The sequence below is a fragment of the Yoonia maritima genome (genome assembly GCF_043641945.1).
GTDB classification, from domain to species: domain Bacteria; phylum Pseudomonadota; class Alphaproteobacteria; order Rhodobacterales; family Rhodobacteraceae; genus Yoonia; species Yoonia maritima_B.
Map to the genome: position 1 here is coordinate 181992 of NZ_JBHZRX010000002.1, position 20033 is coordinate 202024.

The following is a 20033-nucleotide window of genomic DNA, read 5'->3' on the forward strand; positions in this document are numbered from 1 at the left end:
AGACAGGTGGCATGACCAACACCGTTGCATTCATCCTTGCTGTACTCATCATGGGCTTTGTCGCCCTTGATCACTACGTGCTTGAGTGGGGCAGTGTTCCGTTCCTATTTCGTAAGCTAATCGATCTAATTGACTACATCGCAATCTGGCGCTGATACCGATCTACGGTTGACCTTTTCGGATAAATCGCAATGTTAGCGCCAACAGTCATCCTTTAGGAGATACCATCATGGCCGTCAAAGTCGCCATCAACGGATTTGGCCGTATTGGCCGTAACGTATTGCGTGCTATTATTGAAAGCGGACGCACCGATATTGAAGTTGTCGCAATCAACGACTTGGGACCAGTGGAAACAAACGCACACCTGCTGCGCTTTGATTCTGTTCATGGCCGCTTTCCTGCGACCGTGACCACCACAGAGACCACAATCGACGTTGGTCGCGGCCCGATGCAGGTGACTGCAATTCGCAACCCTGCTGACCTTCCGTGGTCAAATGTTGACGTTGTTCTGGAATGCACAGGTATCTTCACAAGCAAAGAAGCCTGCCAAGCGCACCTTGATAACGGTTCGAGCCGCGTTCTTATTTCTGCGCCGGGCAAAGACGCCGACAAAACAATCGTATTTGGCGTGAACGACGATGCCCTGACATCCGACGATATCGTCGTGTCTAACGCGTCTTGCACAACAAACTGCCTGTCCCCTGTTGCTAAAGTCCTGAACGATGCCATCGGCATTACCAAAGGCTTTATGACAACAATCCACAGCTACACCGGTGACCAGCCCACGCTGGATACAATGCACAAAGATCTGTACCGCGCACGCGCTGCTGCTTTGTCCATGATCCCGACATCAACAGGTGCAGCGAAAGCTGTGGGTCTGGTTCTACCAGAACTGAACGGCAAGCTGGACGGCGTTGCGATCCGCGTACCGACACCAAACGTTTCCGTTGTCGACCTGACATTCGAAGCCTCACGCGCGACAACCGTCGAAGAAGTGAACGCAGCAATCATCGCAGCCGCCGACGGCCCGCTAAAAGGCATCTTGGGCTACACCGATCTGCCCATGGTCAGCTCTGACTTTAACCATGATCCGCATTCGTCGATCTTCCACCTTGATCAAACCAAGGTTCTGGACGGCAACATGGTGCGTATCCTGACATGGTACGACAACGAATGGGGCTTCTCTAACCGGATGAGCGACACAGCCGTCGCCATGGGTAAACTGATCTAATCGACCTCAACACGATTACGAATTCGAAAGCCGGCCCTTCGGGGTCGGCTTTTTTTATGGAACGATGGCAATTGTGGGCATGCAATTCTCGCATACCGGGCCGAACTAACCGTCAGTTGTGACACAATGCAGTATCACTAACTATCAAGGACAAGATCATAATGCGCTGACTATCAAAGGAGCACGCAATGACCGCCCTAAACAACGTAATGTCCGCAGTCCAAAAACGCGTAGCATACTCACGCCTGAAATTTGAACTCCAAAACATGCCATACGAGACAGCAGTCGATCTTGGTATCTTCCGCGAAGACGCAGCAAAGATCGCGACAAAGGCAGTATACGGCTAAAATTCCGCGTCCATCGCTGGGCAAGTTGCCACAATGTGACGTGAGTGCTACGCATACTCAACTGAACAGCGACTAGGCCTTACGAATTGCAATATAGACACGATGTCGACGGACTACGCGCGCTTGCCGTTCTCTTAATACTGTTTTTTCATGCAGAGCTTGCCAATGTTCCTGGGGGATTCATCGGCGTAGACGTATTTTTCGTGATCAGCGGTTACCTAATCACAAAGCTTATTCGCCGCGAGCTTGAAACAGGCCAGTTTTCTTACAGCAATTTCTATCTACGGCGTCTACGCAGGCTTGCACCCGCCCTGCTTTTTACGCTCATTCACACACTAATTTTTGGTTGGGTTCTGCTGCCTCCAACACTCTATCAAGAAGCGGCACAATCATCGCTCGCAACGCTATTTTCAGTAAGCAACGTCTTCTTTTGGTGGCAAACTGGCTACTTCAACATTGAAGCTTACTACAAACCCCTACTGCACACGTGGTCACTGGCAGTTGAAGAACAGTTTTACCTAATCTGGCCTGCCTTTCTGGTATTGGCAGGCCGTAGGCTTTCGCAAGGAGGCTTGATGGGCGTCTTGTTAGTAATTTTTGCCGTTACTCTACTTGCCTCTCAAGGCATGCTTGCCGACCATAGCTCGGCCGCGTTCTTCCTAACACCATTCCGTATTTATGAATTCGCGATCGGCGCCATGCTGGCGATCAGTGGTATTCAGGCCCGAGGTCAAATTCTATCGAACACTGCCTCGATGATTGGCGTATTGATCATCTTTTATGCTGCGAGCATCTTCAGCGATGAAACGCCTTTCCCCGGTTTCACTGCGCTTGCCCCAACACTCGGTGCGGCACTACTCATCTTTGCGGGTCCCAGCGCTGGTATGAACCGCGCGCTTGCGCTCCCTCCAATCAGCTACATCGGGCGCATCAGCTATTCACTGTATCTCGTGCACTGGCCCGTACAGGTCTACTACCGACTAATGTACGGCCGCCCAGAAAGCTCAGCAGAGATATTGCTCGTACTGGCCATCTCAATCGTGTTTGGTGCCGCTATGTACCATCTTGTCGAAACGCCATTTCGGAAAAAGACTGGTCCGACCTTCAACATTCCATCAACCACATTGGTCCGGGGCAGCGCAATTTGTGTACTTGGCATCAGCCTCGCAAGCCTGAGCATCCACTTGTCACGTGGAGTACAAACACGGTTTTCGCCAGAAATCATTGCACTAATGGATGACCTCAGCAAAGCGATCGAACAACGGCACAATGAGGTAAGGGACTGGACCTGCAATGCCACGACAGGCTCAGTAAGCACCTATTTCGACGACTTCTCTTCGTGCCAACCAGACGAACAGGAAAACGTCATCGTCATATTGGGTGATAGCCACGCGGCGGATATCTATATGGGAATGCGCTCTGCCTACCCTAACCTCCCAATTGTGCAGCTCACTGGGAATGGGTGTCATCTAGGTAAAAGCATGCAGCACGACGACTTTTGCGTTCAATTCTTTGATCACTGGCAAAACTGGCTGCACAATAACCAAGAACGGCTTGCCGCCATCGTTTACGGTCAAAGCGGCGCGTCTATGATTACGCGCGGTGTCGGTGGAAAAGAACTCCCAGACGGTCGCATTCTCGGCCAGCTGATATCTAATCTCGATAACTTTACCCCCGGCGATGTCCCTTTCTTTTTCTGGGGTCCACGACCAGGGTTCAACCCAACAATAGATATCGCAATTGCACGTAGCGCTGATCGGGAAGACTTAAAACAGTACTATCCTAAAGCGACTTTCGAAACAGAGCGTCTGTTGGATAATTGGCTTACAAACCAATTTTCGGAAGGGCCAATCGCATATAGGTCATCAATCGAAACATTATGCAGCACCTACTGTCCTACTGTCACATCAGAGGGTGAACTCTTCGTCATCGATTACGCGCACTGGTCACCTGCAGGTGCAGAAAGCGCAGTCAGGCAAATGATCGCCGCAACGCCTGAATTGCAGGAAATTCTCGACCGCCTATCTAACTAATCCGCCGCTAACGTACTCAGAAAATCGGATATCTGCGCCGCGTATTCACGCTGGCTGGTAACGTTGTGATGGTTTGCGTTGTCTATAGATGCGAATGTGACTTCGATCTCTGCGCTCTGCATCGCGCGGACTAAACGCTTTCCCTCTGTGATCGGGATTAGGTCGTCGTCTGCCCCATGCATTACCAACACCGGTGCCTCTATATTGTCGACCAATGCCAGCGAATCCCATCGTTGGACACCCGGCAGGTAGCAGACCGGAAGCCAAGACGCGCGTGTCATGAGATTACACAATCGCGCGTATGGCGCAGTCAGGATGACACCATCTACGTCACGATTTGCTGCAACATATTGCGCCAAGCCCGTGCCCAATGAATACCCTTGGACGACGACCTGCCCGTCATGCTGTTCAGACAGCCAGTCGTATGCGTCAAGCGCTTGAGCCTTGAGCAGCGCCTCGGAAGGCGAACCGGGGATACCACCACCCCCGGGATACTCCATCGCGACGACCGTGCGGTCGGCGTCAGTGTGGACACGCAAGCTCGCCCCGAAATACGCAAGCGAACCGCCATTTCCCATAAAATACAAAATCGCTGGCTCACCAGGCGCGCCGTCTGACACCTGAAGGTGCACATTCGTTTCACCGTGTTGAACAGCCGAGAATGCGGGATCAGCAAAGCGATCATCGCCGAACGGATAAATGTACAGCGGGTGCGCAAATATCATGATGATGGCGTATAGCGCGTACATTCCGGCAGCCGCCCTAATGGTCACGTATCGAAACGCGCTTTCAAAGCGGCGTTTACCGATGGGGTAACAAATTTGGAGACGTCCCCCCCTAAGCGAGAGATCTCTTTCACTAGTTTGGATGCGATCGCTTGGTTCTTAGCGTCAGCCATCAAGAATACTGTCTCGATAGAATTATCCATTGAACGGTTCATGCCAACCATTTGAAATTCATATTCAAAATCTGCAACCGCGCGCAGACCACGGATAATGACACCCGCGCCAACTTCATGTGCGCAATCAATCAGCAGGTTCTCGAAGGGATGAACGACGACTTCGCAACCACGATCGCGCCCAAGCGGTACGCATTCCGCCTCGACCATCGCAACGCGCTCTTCCAAAGAAAACAGCGGGCTTTTGTCCCTATTGATTGCAACGCCAATGACAAGACGATCCACGAGTGAGCAAGCCCTGCGGATAATATCAATATGTCCATGCGTTACCGGGTCAAATGTACCGGGATAAAGTCCTACACGCATGGCGCACCTCGTTCTCTGCATTAGCTGCGCGCACGCAACAATATTACGCGTCAGATTGCAAGGGGCCTAGTGCCCCATAATCATACCTTCAAGGGCGTCTTTTTCCATCGACAGCTCAGCAAGCCGGCCTTTGACGACATCACCAATCGAAATGAGACCAATCATCGTTCCATTTTCCATGACAGGCATGTGACGAAAACGGCCTTTTGTCATCATTTCCAGGACATCAAGCGCGCTGTCGTCTGGGCTACAAGTGATTAACTTGGCAGTCATCATATCCGCAACTTTATCCGACAGGCAGGTTGCGCCGCGCTTGCCCATTTCACGGACAATGTCGCGTTCCGACAAAATACCATCAAGCGAAACGCCGTCAGCGGATACAACAACTGTCCCAATCCGTTTCTCGGACAGCAGACTTACGGCGGCAGCGACAGGATCACTTGGCTTGACTGACACAACGCCAGTGCTGTCTTTTGACTTAAGAATTTGGGAAACAATCATCGCGGGGTCCTTAATAGGGTTGCGGGTGTTAATGCTCTCAAATCAGGGGGCTATCTGTCAAGCACGCGATTTTCTCAAGACGCGATACTTCGGCCTGAATACCAGTGATTATTGCCGTTGCGATACGGTTCAGCCGATCAGATTGCCGGTCTGACGTGTGACGCACCAGATAGAATGATCGGGTCAGTGATATGTCATCCACCAAGACACGCCGCAACTCTGGCGCGAAAGGCAGCGCAAAATCATGAACAATTCCGATACCAGATTGTCGGATCATCTGTAACTGCACCGCGACAGAGTTCGATGCCATTTGAACGCCTTGCGCGCCTAAATCACCTAGATAGTCGAGCTCTTTGTCGAAAATCATGTCTGGAATATAGCCAACAATGGGCCGGTCACGCAGGTCATCGCGATCAGAAATCACGGGGGCATCATTGCGCGTGGCTAAGTGAAGTTTGTAGTCGGTGATCCTCTGCACCGTTAGCTTTCCTGCGGCAGGCGGGCTAACGGTGACAGCCATGTCTGCCTCGCGACGCGACAGGTTCACGACACGCGGCAGCGCGAGTATCTGAATTTCTAGTGCGGGGTTTTCTGCTTGGATGGCAGCACAAACCTGCGGAAGAAGAAAGTTCGCTGCACCATCAGGTGCACCAATCCGAATCTGTCCAGTTAACCGAGACGAACCACCCTGCCCCTCGTCTCGTGCCAATGCCAGCTGCGTTTCGGCGGCAATTGCGCGTTCACGCATCCGCTCACCCAAATCCGTAGGCGCATACCCTTGCGGCGATTTCACAAACAATGTCGCCCCAAGTGACCGCTCTAACCGGGCGATCCGGCGGCTTAGTGTGGCCGGGTCCATCTTGAGGATCGGCGCAGCCCCTGACAGGCTTTCTGCGCGAGCAACCGCAAGAAATACCCGGATGTCGTCCCAATTTTCCATCCCATACCTACATTTTTGCAAAATGGTTTTGGGATATTCGTTCTTTTACGACGAAAAACGCAAGCCTATAGTTCAGCCAACCAACGGAGGATACCATGCAAGAGCTTACCCATTACATTAACGGCGCGCATGTTAAGGGCACATCTGGCCGCTTTGCTGACGTCTACAACCCGGCAACTGGTGAAGTTCAGGCCAAAGTCCCGCTCGCGAACGCCGACGAAATGGCCCAAGCGGTTGAGATCGCGGCCAAAGCACAGATTGCATGGGCCGCCGTGAACCCACAGCGCCGCGCGCGTGTAATGATGAAATTCGTTGATCTGCTGAACCGCGACATGGACAAACTGGCAGAGGCCCTGTCGCGCGAGCACGGCAAGACCCTGCCGGACGCAGCAGGCGACGTTCAGCGCGGGCTAGAGGTCGTGGAATACTGCATCGGCGCGCCGCAAATGCTAAAGGGTGAATTCACTGACGCTGCAGGCCCCGGCATCGATATGTATTCGATGAAACAGCCTTTGGGCGTTTCAGCTGGTATTACACCGTTTAACTTCCCAGCAATGATCCCAATGTGGATGTTCGCCCCTGCCATCGTCTGCGGGAACGCCTTTATCCTTAAGCCATCTGAGCGCGACCCATCCGTCCCGCTGATGCTTGCCGAATTGATGGAAGAAGCAGGCCTTCCCAAAGGTATCCTTCAGGTCGTGAACGGGGACAAAGAAGCTGTTGATGCGATCCTTGATCACGACGTGATCCAGTCCATCGGGTTTGTCGGATCCACCCCAATTGCAGAATACATTTATGGTCGCGGCTGCTCGAACGGAAAGCGCGTGCAGTGTTTTGGTGGCGCGAAGAACCATATGATCATCATGCCAGACGCTGACATGGATCAAGCAGCGGATGCTTTAATCGGTGCGGGCTATGGTGCCGCAGGCGAACGCTGCATGGCGATCTCGGTCGCTGTGCCTGTAGGTGAGGAAACCGCTGATCGCCTGATTGAAAAGCTGGTTCCACGCATCGAAAAGCTAAAGGTTGGCCCCTACACGGGCGGCAATGATGTGGACTATGGCCCCGTCGTTACTGCGGCAGCGAAGGAAAACATCCTTGGGCTAATAGAGACAGGTATTGAGCAAGGCGCAGAACTTGTCGTTGATGGACGTGGGTTCAAGTTGCAGGGTTATGAAGACGGCTTCTTTGTCGGACCACACCTGTTTGATCGCGTGACCAAAGACATGGATATCTACAAAAAAGAAATCTTCGGACCTGTCCTGTCCTGCGTTCGTGCGCAAAGCTATGAAGAGGCAATCGGTCTTGCGATGGACCACGAATACGGCAACGGCACTGCGATCTTTACCCGTGACGGCGACGCAGCCCGCGATTTCGCGAGCCGGATCAACATCGGCATGGTCGGGATCAACGTACCGATCCCTGTTCCGCTAGCTTACCATACCTTTGGCGGCTGGAAGAAATCGGTCTTTGGTGACCTGAACCAACACGGACCCGACGCGTTCAAATTCTACACGCGCACCAAAACGGTCACGTCGCGCTGGCCGTCAGGCATCAAAGAAGGTGGCGAGTTCAACTTCAAACCAATGGACTAACGTATCCATCCTCAACACATTCCTTTGGCCGCCATTCAGGCGTCCAAAGGAATCAAGGCAACTCACTGCAGATTTCTCAGCGAAGAAATCCTTGCTAGCGATTACCGCCGATGCCCAGGCTCTTTGTTATTCCGCCGCGACTTTCTTAGGGCCCAGCATATCTTTCAGATATCTACCGGTGTGACTTTCGACGACCTCGGCCACCTCTTCTGGGGTTCCGGTTGCAACCACGCGACCACCGCCATCACCACCCTCTGGGCCGATGTCGATGATGTGGTCTGCAGTTTTCACGACATCAAGGTTGTGTTCGATCACAACAACAGAATTGCCCTGATCAACAAGCTCGTGCAGCACCTCAAGCAGTTTGCGAACGTCTTCGAAATGCAAACCAGTGGTCGGCTCATCTAAGATATACAACGTACGACCCGTAGATTGGCGCGCCAATTCTTTTGATAGTTTCACGCGTTGCGCTTCACCACCAGACAGGGTCGTCGCTTGTTGGCCGACTTTGATGTATCCCAACCCAACGCGCATCAGCGCATCCATTTTGGACCGGATCGACGGCACAGCGCTAAAGAACTCTTGCGCATCTTCTACCGTCATATCAAGCACATCGGCGATGGACTTGCCCTTAAACTTGATCTCAAGCGTCTCGCGGTTATAGCGCGCGCCCTTACACGTTTCACAGGTCACGTAGACGTCTGGCAGGAAGTGCATCTCGATCTTGATGACGCCATCGCCCTGACAGGCCTCGCAACGCCCGCCCTTCACGTTGAATGAAAAGCGGCCCGGTTTATAACCGCGCGCCTTGGATTCTGGCATGCCAGCGAACCAATCGCGGATCGGGGTAAACGCGCCCGTATAGGTCGCGGGGTTAGACCGAGGGGTTCGGCCAATTGGACGTTGATCAATGTCGATCACCTTATCCAGATGCTCGAACCCTTTGATGGTTTCACAAGGCGCTGGCCCCTGCCGCGAGCCGTTTAGCTTTTGCGACGCGTTCTTGAACAGCGTCTCAATCGTCAGGGTGGATTTCCCGCCGCCAGAAACGCCTGTCACACAAACAAACTGCCCCAGTGGGAAATCAACGGTAACGTTTTGCAGGTTGTTTCCTGTCGCCTTCACGACAGTCAGCTTCTTTTTGTTGCCCTTGCGGCGCTTGGCAGGCACGGCAATTTCGCGGGTACCCGTTAGATATTGTCCCGTAATCGATGCAGCGTTCGCCATGATTTCAGCGGGGGTACCTTTGGCCACCACCTGCCCGCCATGGACGCCCGCGCCTGGGCCAATGTCAAAGACATAGTCGGCCTCGCGAATGGCTTCCTCGTCATGTTCAACCACGATCACGGTATTGCCCTGATCGCGTAGGTTCTTCAGCGTCGTCAGCAGGCGGTCGTTATCACGCTGGTGCAGCCCGATCGACGGTTCATCCAACACATAGAGCACGCCTTGCAGGCCCGACCCGATCTGAGATGCCAACCTGATCCGCTGGCTTTCCCCCCCCGACAAAGTACCCGAATTTCGCGCGAGCGTCAGATACTCCAAACCAACGTTATTCAAGAACCCAAGACGTTCACGAATTTCCTTCAGGATCGCCCTGGCAATTTCGTTTTTTTGCGTGTTCAATTGATCAGGCACCGCAAGACACCAGTCATACGCGTCCTTGATTGACATCTGCACCACCTGACCGGCATGCAGACCACCGATCTTCACTGCCAATGCTTCTTGGCGCAGACGGTAACCGCCACAGGTGCCACAAGGCCGGTTGTTTTGGTACTGTTCAAAATCCTCGCGAATCCAGTTGCTGTCCGTCTCGCGATAGCGGCGTTCCATATTCGGGATCACGCCTTCAAACGCACGTTCAACCTGATAGACACGCCCGCCTTCGTCATAGCGGAACTTGATCTCTTCTTTACCTGATCCGTAGAGGAAAACGTTCTGCACCTTCGGATCCAGGTCTTTCCAGCGCGAATTCTTGTTGAAACCATAGTGCTTTGCGATGGCTTCGATGGTCTGCAAGAAATAAGGCGACTTTCCTTTGCGCCACGGTGCAATCGCACCATCAGCGATTTTCAACGTCACATCGGGCACACAAAGCCCCGCATCAAAGAACAGCTCTACGCCAAGACCGTCACAGCTTGGGCAGGCACCAAAAGGCGCATTGAACGAAAACAGACGCGGTTCGATCTCGGGGATCGTGAACCCCGAGACCGGACAGGCAAAGTTTTCGGAAAAGGTAATACGCTCTGGCTCGCCCTTAGATGGGGCGGTTTCCAGAACGGTGATACCATCAGCCAGATCAAGCGCGGTACGGAAACTATCAGCCAGCCGCGTTTCCAACCCTTCGCGTACAACGATCCGGTCAACGACCACATCGATGTTATGGCGGAACTTCTTATCCAACGTCGGCGGCTCGTCCAGTTCATAGAATTCGCCGTCGACCTTTACCCGCTGAAAACCCTGCTTGCGCAGCTCTAGGAATTCTTTGCGGTACTCGCCCTTACGGTCACGAATAATCGGGGCGAGCAGATACCCGCGTGTGCCTTCCTCTAGGCCCATGACACGGTCGACCATGTCTTGAACTTGCTGCGCCTCAATCGGCAGACCAGTCGCGGGGCTGAACGGCGTCCCTGCCCGCGCAAACAGCAAACGCATGTAGTCGTAAATTTCAGTGATCGTACCGACGGTCGAACGCGGGTTTTTCGACGTTGTCTTTTGTTCAATCGAAATCGCTGGCGACAAGCCACTAATGTGATCCACATCGGGCTTTTCCATCATATCAAGGAACTGCCGCGCATAGGCGGACAGGCTCTCGACATAGCGGCGTTGGCCTTCGGCATAGATCGTATCAAACGCCAGCGACGATTTCCCAGAACCAGACAGCCCGGTGATGACCACCAGCTGATCGCGTGGAATATCCACATCGATGTTTTTAAGGTTATGCTCGCGCGCGCCGCGCACTTCGATGTTCTTCAGCTCTGCCATAAGGCCCCCACGAGAAGTTCGATTAACAAATAGTGGAGACCGGCAAACTATCCAACCAAAAAGTGAGAACGTTACAAGAACATCACGGCGTAAATGAAAAAGGGCAGATCAATGTGATCTGCCCCGGGTATTATTCAGCGGCTGATAGCGGCTGGATCGGGTAAACGTTGTCGTTATGCTTGGGCAGACGCAAACCAAGTTTCTCACTAGCGATCTGGAGCCGTTCTTCTAGCTGACTAAACTGTGACGCCAAAACGCTTTCGTCCATATCAACAGCTTCGACCCATTTTTCCAGCTCGCGACAGTCATGCATCGCATCAGCAATACGTTGCTTTTGTTTTTCTACCTCTTGCTGGCGCTGGCGCAAAAACATCTTGGCCCGGCCGACATTTTCATCGGAATAGGTTTGTGCAAGCTGTTTTGCCTGCTGCGACATCTGGGCAGCGACCTCTAACACATCGGCCTCTAGGCTGCCCAAATCAGGATGGTCGCGCAAATAATTCAGACGTTCACGGACCGCGTCAAATTCAGACGCCATCGTAAATACACCTGAACGGTCGGCGGCATGGCAATAATAGTAGGCCTGCGCGATATCTTCCATTTTCAGGTGAAAGCTGCGGTGGCTCGCCTCAAGCGTGGCAACACGCGAGGTTGCGGGCAAGAATGACGCCAGCATAACAAGGACCACAGTCATTAGAATTTGCACAAACTGGCCAGCGTTCAGAAACGTAGTCTGCCCAAAGGTCGCTGAAAAACTCAACCAGGGTGCAAGGCCAACCGCACATAGAACCGCATAAACCACAGCAGCACCCGCCGCACATGCGACAAGAAACATACAAACAATATTCATTACTCTCGCGATTTCGCGAACTGATACCATATTCATCGTTAACCTCCAAAACACGGGGGTAAATATCTTTAAATATGTTGTTAATTTTATGTCTCGCACCCGCGAAATGTGGCAAAACCGTCTGTTTTTATAGGAAAATAAGCACCTAGGCGATAATTTTTGGGGATAATTCCGGTTAAAACGGCCACAATTGCCCACTAGCACAATTACAACCCTAAGAGATTCGCAAAGCAATTCGCTCTCAACCCATTCGGGTATTTAGATCGGTCATTGCTCTATAAACAAAAACGGGCAGCAACATCGTTACCGCCCGTTTTGAATTTCTTATCTCAACTTTTTAGATGTGAATGGCTTTACCATAAGCGGCCAACACACTCTCGTGCATCATCTCTGATAATGTGGGGTGCGGGAAGACTGTGTTCATCAAGTCTTCTTCGGTTGTTTCCAACTGACGACCCACGACGTAGCCTTGGATCAGCTCTGTCACTTCGGCGCCAACCATATGAGCGCCCAGTAATTCGCCGGTCTTGGCATCAAACACAGTTTTCACCATGCCTTCTGGCTCACCAAGCGCGACGGCCTTACCGTTACCGATGAATGGGAATTTACCGACCTTCACGTCGTAACCCAATTCTTTGGCTTTCGCCTCGGTGTAGCCGACGCTGGCCACCTGAGGATGGCAATATGTGCAGCCAGCGATGCTTTCCGGTTTCACGGGATGCGCGTGCTTACCTGCGATAACTTCTGCTACCATCACACCCTCATGGGATGCTTTGTGCGCAAGCCACGGTGCACCAGCAATATCGCCAATCGCATATAAACCATCAACACCAGTGCGGCAGAATTCATCTGTCACAACATGGGTGCGATCAATTTTGACACCCAAGCCTTCTAGGCCCAGACCTTCGACGTTACCAACTATGCCCACGGCACTAATAACAGTGTCGAATTCTTCTTTGATAACCTTGCCGCCCGTTTCGATGTGGGCTGTTACTTTGGTTTTTGTACGATCAAGCTGCTTGACCACGGATTTTTCCATGATCTTCATACCCTGCTTTTCGAACTGCTTTTTCGCGAAGGCACTGATTTCGGCGTCTTCTACGGGCAGCACACGGTCCATGACTTCGACCACAGTCGTATCAGCGCCTAGTGTGTTGTAAAAACTCGCGAATTCGATCCCGATCGCACCTGAGCCAATCACCAATAGCTTTTTCGGCTGGTGTGGTGGCACCAAGGCATGACGATAGGACCAAACACGTTCGCCATCGGCCTCAAGACCCGGCAGATTGCGGGCACGTGCGCCAGTTGCCAGAACGATGTTCTTGGCGGTCAGTTCTTCGGTACCGGCGTCAGATTTGACCGATACCTTACCTTTAGCCGGGATCGTGGCCTCGCCCATGATGACGGTGACCTTGTTCTTTTTCAAAAGGTGCTTCACGCCGCCTTCCATCTGCTTGGCAACACCGCGCGAACGTTTGACGACAGCATCCAAATCATAGCCAATGCCATCCGCCGACAGACCGAACTCTTTGGCACGGTGCATAAGATGAAACACCTCAGACGAACGCAGCAGCGCTTTCGTTGGGATACAGCCCCAATTCAGGCAGATACCGCCAAGGTTTTCACGCTCGATCACGGCGACGTTTAGGCCGAGTTGCGCGCCACGGATTGCAGCCACATAGCCACCCGGGCCAGCGCCGATTACGATCATGTCAAAGTTCTTCGCAGCCATGCGCTGATCCTCCAAATCTGAAATTAGTTGAACACTAAACTATTTCTCAGCGGACCTCTAGTGACCTTGGGTCATAACAGGCATTTGATCTGCGCAACGGGGGCTAAGCGACGCTTTCTAGTTGTGCCTGATAGGCCGCGCGGTAGCCGCCTGCATCCAAAAACTCTTGCTCCAACGCCGTAGTCTCACGACCTAATGCTTTGTTTCTGTATGGAAAACGGCCAAAGTCACGTATCACGGTGCGATGTGCACAGGCGTGATCAATGTTGCTTGCCCCACTAAGCGGCATTTGCGAATGGAACAACCGGACCGCGCGATCTTGGTCACTTAAACATTCAGAATGCATGAGCGGCAGATAGAAAAACTGTCGTGCAGGTTCGTCGATCTTCATATCCCAATTGCGGTCAATCGCCATTTTCGCCGCCGCGAGCGCGACACGGTCTGTTGCGAATGCCTTGCCTTCATCGCGGAACATGTTGCGCGGGAACTGATCGGTCAAGATGATGTAAGCAAGCGTGCCGCTCGGGTAAGTCAGCCAAAGCCCGCAAGCACCAGCATCCGCCTCCTCCCAGGTTTCTAGAAATCGTTCACGTATGAGCGCGTCAAACGCGGGATCCGATTTATACCAATCCGCGGGTGTGCACTCATCCAACCAAAACGCCAACACCTCTTCAGGGGTTACCATGGCTCCACTCCTCAACCAACATGTCGCTGGGTCAAGCCAAGCAGACAAGTGACGATCTGACAAGATGTTACAGACCACTATTGGTCACATGATCTTTCAGCATGTCACCAACAGTGTCGTTCTGGCATCAGAATTAGGCTGGCTCGATGGCCTCATCCTCTTCGCCAGCCTCGATATAGACCTCTTGCGCCACTTCTGCGACGATGGGCGTTGAAGCCGCTGAAACCGGCGCATAAGGCACGACCTCCATATCAAGATCAGCACGAGGACGCTGTGTCATCCGGTATAAACCGTAGCCCCCAATCGCGAGCATGAGCACCGCGGTGAACAACCAATATCCGCTGTTTCCGATCACATCCATCATCCGGCCAACGATCAGCGGGCCGGCAATTGCGCCTACCCCGTTCACGAACAAGAAACCGCCTGAACCGGCTGCCATGTCTTCTTTGTCGAGGTAATCGTTCGCATAGGCCAACAGCAGCGCATACAGCGGGTTTGACATCCCACCAACAACAGCGCCGCTAAATACGATGACCGCAAAATTATCAGTGATGAAGTATGCAACAAGCGACCCGGCGCCACCAATGAATGCAAGCCCAATGATCAGGAAACGGCGATCCATGCGATCAGACAGCCAACCGATGGGATACTGAAGAACCAGTGCACCGACATAGATAGCGGATACAAAGAATGAGATTTCTCCAACAGTCAGCCCCACCCGGTTGCCATAGACAGCGGACATGCCGAACTGGGCTGCAAACACGCCACCCAGCATAAACATCCCGAAACACGCCAGCGGAGAAGCAGCGATCAGGTCTTTGATTTTCATACGTTTTGTTGTTTCAAACGCGGGCATTGGACGCGCAGATAACAAAACCGGGGCAAACGCCAAGGACACCATCACTGACGGGATGATAAATAGCGTATAACCAGAAACATCACCGCGGCTGACGATCCACTGTGCAAAGACGATCCCTGCCATTTGAACGATCATATAGACGGACAGTGCCTTGCCACGGTTTTCGTTGGTCGCCGCATTATTCAGCCAGCTTTCTGCTGTGATATACACACCGCAAAAACAAAATCCGATGATAACCCGGCCAATCGTCCAGGCCCACGGCTCTAACAGTACGGGGTAACAGATCAAAACCGCCGAGATCAAAGACCCCATCGCGGCAAACACCCGAACATGCCCGACCCGGCGGATCAATTCTGGCGTGTAGCGTGACGAAAACAAAAAGCCCACGAAATAGGCGGACATGACAATGGACAGCGCAAGCGTACTGAACCCTTCTTGGTCACCACGCAGACCTAGCAATGTCCCCTGAAGGCCGTTTCCGACCATCAACATGAACATCCCAACAAACAAGGCCCATGAGCCAGTAAAAACCTGTAGCACCGTGCGCCCCTTTGCGATTTGGCAGATCGCTCCTATGGATGATTCTTTGCAAAGTTCATCATACGAAAACGACGCTGTCTTGTCTGTTCACGTCGCTTTCGGTTTAGGGGGCAAAAGAAGCGATGCATCGCCGTAGCTAAAGAACCGATAACCCGTTCCAATTGCATGAGAATAAATGTCCTTGATGCGCTGTACGCCCATCAGTGCAGACACCAACATCATGAGCGTCGATTTCGGCAAATGGAAGTTGGTCATGAGCCCATCAGTCACCTGAAATTGAAAACCGGGTGTGATGAAAATATCCGTTGGACCGACCCAAGGCTTTAACCCGCCATCACGCGCCGCAGTTTCGATCAACCGCAATGCAGTCGTCCCAACCGGAATGACTCGTCCACCCGCAGCTTTGGTTGCGTTGATTTCTGCGACAGCTTGCTCAGTAACCTCGCCCCATTCGGAATGCATTTTGTGGTCGCGCACGTCGTCTACTTTTACCGGCAGGAATGTTCCGGCCCCGACATGCAAGGTAACATGGGTGAAATCAACGCCGCGCGCCTTCAACGCATCCAGCAGCGGCCCGTCAAAATGGAGCGATGCTGTTGGTGCTGCGACTGCACCTGAATGCCGCGCCCAATAGGTTTGGTAATCTTCTTTGTCCGCCTCATCCGCTGGCCGTTTCGCCGCGATATATGGCGGTAGCGGCATCGCACCCACTTCAGCCAACGCCGCATCAAAATCGTCGCCCTTCAGATTGAACTGCAAAAATGCCTGCCCATCAGCCCGACCTGTCACAGTCGCTGTCAAAACGTCTGAAAACACGATATCTTCGCCATCACGAATTTTGCGCAGTGGCTTAACCAATGCCGACCATTCGCCCGTCGGGCGCGGATCCAGCAAGGTGACTTCGATCTTGGAACTTGTCAGCCCTGTTTCACCGTTACGAAAGCGTTGGCCTGTCAGACGTGCAGGAATAACCTTAGTATCATTCAGGACAAGCCGATCACCCGGCTGCAATATGTCCACCAAATCCGACACCACGCAGTCAGAAATGCCGTCGTTGTCAGCCAAAAGCAGTTTCGCAGAGCTGCGCGGCCGCGCAGGCCGCGTTGCGATCAGCTGCTCTGGCAGGTCAAAATCAAAGTCACTTAGCTTCATCAATTTGTTTCCGGTGGCGGGCGGCGAAAGATTTCCCGGAACATGCCCGGTGTCAGCGCCGAAAGTGGGTTTACGCTGACCCGAGGGGCATCTGAGGTGCCTCTGATGTTAAAGTTGAACCCAATCAGCCCTTCGCCCTTACGGGTCAAAAAGGAACCAATGCTGTTCACCAAATACAACGGAGAAACGACGCCCTGCAGGTCAATCTGCTTGTTGGCCAGCGTGTAAATGCCATCGATCGAAATGCCAAGACCCGGACCAACGGCACTAGCCTCTGAAACGATGACCTGCTGCGGCGTCAGGCGGAACTTTGCGTCGATCTCGTCAAAACTCAGCCCCTGCCCGTCCAACTGCTGCAAAAGCCCGACAACACTGATCGCATCGAGTAGTGCGGCGATAGTCGGCGCATCGCGCACGCGGATGTCGCGGACCAACAGCGTCCCATCAAAGGTTCCAGCGCCACCCGCAGGCAGCAAGGTCAGGCTGACGTTGCCTCCGCGCGCATTATTCATAAAGCCAGCTGCACGAATGACCGCACCGGCATCATTACTTGTCAGGCGCACAGCAGAGCGCCCATCACGTGGTGCGATCACCCCCTCAACCGCAGCCGCGCCGTTCATTAACCCTTGGAACTGCCCAGAAAAGCCATTGGCCCCGTTAAACGTCCCACGAAAACCGGATAGCGCGATACCTTCGGTGATCTGAAGCCTATCCAGCGCCACTTGCATCGGCCCGCCCTCACCGCCGCTTGCGCCAAATCGGGCGCGACGCAGGTCCAAGCTTCCGCCGTTTATCACGACACCAACGGGCTGCCCCCGACCTCTTCCCTGAAGCGTGATAGGCGCGTTCAGCCAGTTCCCGATTTGCAGCTTGCTGAAGGTCGCGGTTTCAAGCCCACCTGTCGACGCCAACCTTATGCGACCATCAGCCGTCAGCCCTGCGCCGCTAACTTGCAGCCGATCAACGCTAGGAACCGCGCCAAGCGTACCGCTGACGCGAAGATTGCCAGATTGGTCTGCGGGCTTTACCCAGCCCACAGCCGGAATTGCCACACGCAACCCGCGCAAATTGGACGCCAATGAAAACGCTGGTGGGCGCCCTTTAGCCAAATCGATTATCAAATCACCGCGACCATTCCCTGAAACCGAACCGGGCGGTAATGCGATGTTGAACTCATCCATAAATGACTGGGAAAGCGCGACATTCGCTGAAACCCGGCTTTGGCCTGCGTGTTCTGCGCCAAACTGCTTTGTCCAGGTGCCATCCGCTGCCACGTCGCCCACGCGCACTGGCCCTGCGATAGTGATGCCAGCATTATCAACAGCAACCTCCAAACGCGATCCGGCCAAAACACGGTCAGGCACCAGTTGATCACTGCGAATACCGCGCAGTACAGCCGCGATATTTAGGTCAATTTCATCCAGACTTGACCCGCGCTTCATTGGAAAACCGATCTGCCCAGAAACCTGCGCGCGACCATCGGCCAATGTGACGGGCCTTTCTGCCTTGTCTAAAAAGGAAAACGGTTCGTTGTTCAGTACGGATAAAATCGCAGTTACCGAACCGTCCAGCGCAAGATCGACCACGCCGTCGCTTGGCTTTTGACGCGTATCGAGGATGGTGAACGTTGTCCCTGACGCATTAATCGGCCCACCCTGCGCTGGCACGATATTCCCGTCATCAAGCGTTACGACAAACCGATGATCTATGATCGAAGCGACGCCCGCACCTTCGTGGATCAACGGCATATGACGCATAAAGCGCACATCCGCCTCTTGGAATTCAAACCCAAGCGCGAGATCACGCGGTTGTCCCGGCGCGACACGAATGCCGACATTGCCATTAGTTAAGCGGCCCTTTGACAGGTTTTCAGAAATCCACATCCGTGTGCGCGGCTTGACGTTTGGTGGCCAAAACGCGAGCAGCTGTTCGGGATCAATTTCGTTGATCTCGCTGTCAAAGGCCCCGTGCCAACCATCTTCTGCCGCGGTCATCGAACCGCGCGACAAAACTTGCAAGTCACCATTACGGACAACCATCTGGCCAAGGTCCACGCGAAACGGATCAAACCGCAGGCGTAGATCAACTGACGCCTCTTCAATCGTTGGCGCTGCCTCATACAACCCCAATGGGTTCAGCGCGACATCCTGAAAATTGAACTGCGCAATCAAGGCACGCGGCAATCCGTTCATGATCTCACGCAAGTAAGCGTCACCATTAGCGCGGAAACTGCCCCACTCTGTCTCAAGCGCAATATCAGTGAACGATATCTTATCGCGGATGGGGTCGTAGGTTAGGTATGCTTTGGCTGCTTCGAACTGTACCGGTTTGGTCGCGTCATTGGGCTGCAAGGCACCTCGGCCGATCTCCAAAGTGGCGCTAAGCGGGCCAAGTGCACCGTCATCGTCCAGCTCTGTCCGCAGTGCGGCTGAGATCGGGGCGTCCACGTCACGCAACCATGTCAGCGCTGGCGATTGCGCTGCGATGTCGCTTGTGATCGCGTCGTCTATATTGACGGCCAATTGCGCACGGCGACTGCCACGTGGACTGCTGTAAGACAGGTTCACCGTGGTGACGCCCGCCCGCCCTGACAGCAAGCTAAGGTTCCCACGCAATGCGGTTTCACCGTCACGCAAATCTAAAGCAAGCGTGCCACCATCCACGACCCAGCTGCGTCGCGCGCGTGCGTCGTCAAAATTCACGATCAGCCCTTCAGCACGCACAGTCTCAAGCGCTTCAAGCTGAGGGCGTTCAAACACCTGATCAAGTTGGTCCAACAATTCAGGCACAGACCGGGCCTGACTGACCTCTGCAGCATCAGACGCCAAAGCGACGGCCACCGTCCCATCGCGTGCGCGGCGTAAATTAATCTGCGCACCAATAAGGCGTATTTCTTGCATCAACACTTCACGGCGCAGAATCAATCCACGCGGCGACATCATGCCCTCGACCACTGGCACCCGGGTCAGCATCACGCCATCCCGATCAAACAGGCGGGTATCAACCAACCGTACATGCGGATGCAAATCACGACCAATACGCGCAGTAATCGAACCAAAGTCCAGCTGCGCACCATCCAGCACTTCGGCTGCGCGGGTTTCGATTTGTTCAACAATCCAAGACGGCGCGGTTATTTCGCGGTTGATCATCATTACCGCAGCCACCGCGACAAAAATCACGGGGGCAACGCAGATGACAAACAGCGCACGCAAACAAAACAACCACCGACGCAAATTTTTGCGCGGCTTTACCGCTGGTTGCGGTTCTGCTTGCTCCTCAGTTTCTTCCACGATCTCTCCGCTTTGGGGGCCTTGGGCCT

General features: G+C 53.5%; 16 protein-coding genes. 5 read left to right on the forward strand and 11 right to left on the reverse strand.

The genetic code is table 11. From position 1 onward, the window contains the following. The first annotated feature begins 11 nt into the window (after nt 1–11). The 4 genes from ACHUEV_RS04465 (at nt 12) to ACHUEV_RS04480 (ending at nt 3611) form a co-directional block, all read left to right on the forward strand. Nucleotides 12–155: a hypothetical protein gene (locus ACHUEV_RS04465; protein WP_394177863.1), complete on the forward strand. Its 144-nt coding sequence runs from the start codon at nt 12–14 to the stop codon at nt 153–155. Nucleotides 156–229: 74 nt separating this feature from the next. Continuing rightward, nucleotides 230–1231 carry a type I glyceraldehyde-3-phosphate dehydrogenase gene (gene gap, locus ACHUEV_RS04470; RefSeq protein WP_106355702.1) on the forward strand — a complete coding sequence of 334 codons (1002 nt, stop codon included), beginning with the start codon at nt 230–232 and terminating at the stop codon, nt 1229–1231. Nucleotides 1232–1419: 188 nt separating this feature from the next. After that, nucleotides 1420–1578 carry a hypothetical protein gene (locus tag ACHUEV_RS04475; protein ID WP_394177864.1) on the forward strand — a complete coding sequence of 53 codons (159 nt, stop codon included), beginning with the start codon at nt 1420–1422 and terminating at the stop codon, nt 1576–1578. A gap of 86 nt (nt 1579–1664) precedes the next feature. Further along, complete coding sequence (locus tag ACHUEV_RS04480; RefSeq protein ID WP_394177865.1) at nt 1665–3611, forward strand: acyltransferase family protein; 1947 nt, start codon at nt 1665–1667, stop codon at nt 3609–3611. Here the strand turns inward: ACHUEV_RS04480 and ACHUEV_RS04485 are convergent. The 4 genes from ACHUEV_RS04485 to ACHUEV_RS04500 form a co-directional block, all read right to left on the reverse strand. Next, nucleotides 3608–4360: an alpha/beta hydrolase family protein gene (locus tag ACHUEV_RS04485; protein WP_394177866.1), complete on the reverse strand. Its 753-nt coding sequence runs from the start codon at nt 4358–4360 to the stop codon at nt 3608–3610. The two genes, ACHUEV_RS04480 and ACHUEV_RS04485, sit on opposite strands and share 4 nt — an antisense overlap. Before the next feature lie 20 nt (nt 4361–4380). After that, the gene (gene coaD / locus ACHUEV_RS04490; RefSeq protein ID WP_394177867.1) at nt 4381–4875 is read right to left on the reverse strand and encodes a pantetheine-phosphate adenylyltransferase; all 495 of its coding nucleotides are present in this window, start codon (nt 4873–4875) and stop codon (nt 4381–4383) included. Between the two features lie 66 nt (nt 4876–4941). Beyond that, a complete protein-coding gene (locus ACHUEV_RS04495) occupies nt 4942–5376 on the reverse strand; it encodes a CBS domain-containing protein (RefSeq protein ID WP_394177868.1) in 435 nt (144 codons plus the stop codon). A 37-nt stretch (nt 5377–5413) separates the two neighbouring features. Then, complete coding sequence (locus ACHUEV_RS04500) at nt 5414–6316, reverse strand: LysR family transcriptional regulator (protein ID WP_394177869.1); 903 nt, start codon at nt 6314–6316, stop codon at nt 5414–5416. Nucleotides 6317–6411: 95 nt separating this feature from the next. Here ACHUEV_RS04500 and ACHUEV_RS04505 point away from each other — a divergent pair, with 95 nt between their 5' ends. Further along, nucleotides 6412–7911 carry a CoA-acylating methylmalonate-semialdehyde dehydrogenase gene (locus tag ACHUEV_RS04505; protein WP_394177870.1) on the forward strand — a complete coding sequence of 500 codons (1500 nt, stop codon included), beginning with the start codon at nt 6412–6414 and terminating at the stop codon, nt 7909–7911. 126 nt (nt 7912–8037) lie between these two features. Here ACHUEV_RS04505 and uvrA read toward each other — a convergent pair whose 3' ends face one another. The 7 genes from uvrA to ACHUEV_RS04540 form a co-directional block, all read right to left on the reverse strand. After that, complete coding sequence (gene uvrA / locus ACHUEV_RS04510) at nt 8038–10896, reverse strand: excinuclease ABC subunit UvrA (RefSeq protein WP_394177871.1); 2859 nt, start codon at nt 10894–10896, stop codon at nt 8038–8040. 130 nt (nt 10897–11026) lie between these two features. Then, nucleotides 11027–11782 (reverse strand): DNA repair protein, encoded by a 756-nt coding sequence (locus ACHUEV_RS04515; protein ID WP_394177872.1) that lies wholly within the window; start codon nt 11780–11782, stop codon nt 11027–11029. A 301-nt stretch (nt 11783–12083) separates the two neighbouring features. Further along, entirely contained in the window at nt 12084–13478 is a 1395-nt protein-coding gene (lpdA, locus tag ACHUEV_RS04520) for a dihydrolipoyl dehydrogenase (protein ID WP_106355722.1), read from the reverse strand. 103 nt (nt 13479–13581) lie between these two features. Beyond that, the gene (locus tag ACHUEV_RS04525; RefSeq protein WP_394177873.1) at nt 13582–14163 is read right to left on the reverse strand and encodes a DUF924 family protein; all 582 of its coding nucleotides are present in this window, start codon (nt 14161–14163) and stop codon (nt 13582–13584) included. A gap of 133 nt (nt 14164–14296) precedes the next feature. Further along, a complete protein-coding gene (locus tag ACHUEV_RS04530) occupies nt 14297–15562 on the reverse strand; it encodes an MFS transporter (RefSeq protein WP_394177874.1) in 1266 nt (421 codons plus the stop codon). An 87-nt stretch (nt 15563–15649) separates the two neighbouring features. Further along, entirely contained in the window at nt 15650–16714 is a 1065-nt protein-coding gene (gene queA / locus ACHUEV_RS04535) for a tRNA preQ1(34) S-adenosylmethionine ribosyltransferase-isomerase QueA (protein ID WP_394177875.1), read from the reverse strand. Continuing rightward, nucleotides 16714–20004: a YhdP family protein gene (locus ACHUEV_RS04540; RefSeq protein WP_394177876.1), complete on the reverse strand. Its 3291-nt coding sequence runs from the start codon at nt 20002–20004 to the stop codon at nt 16714–16716. Before ACHUEV_RS04540 ends, queA begins: the two co-directional genes overlap by 1 nt. Between the last annotated feature and the right edge of the window lie 29 nt (nt 20005–20033).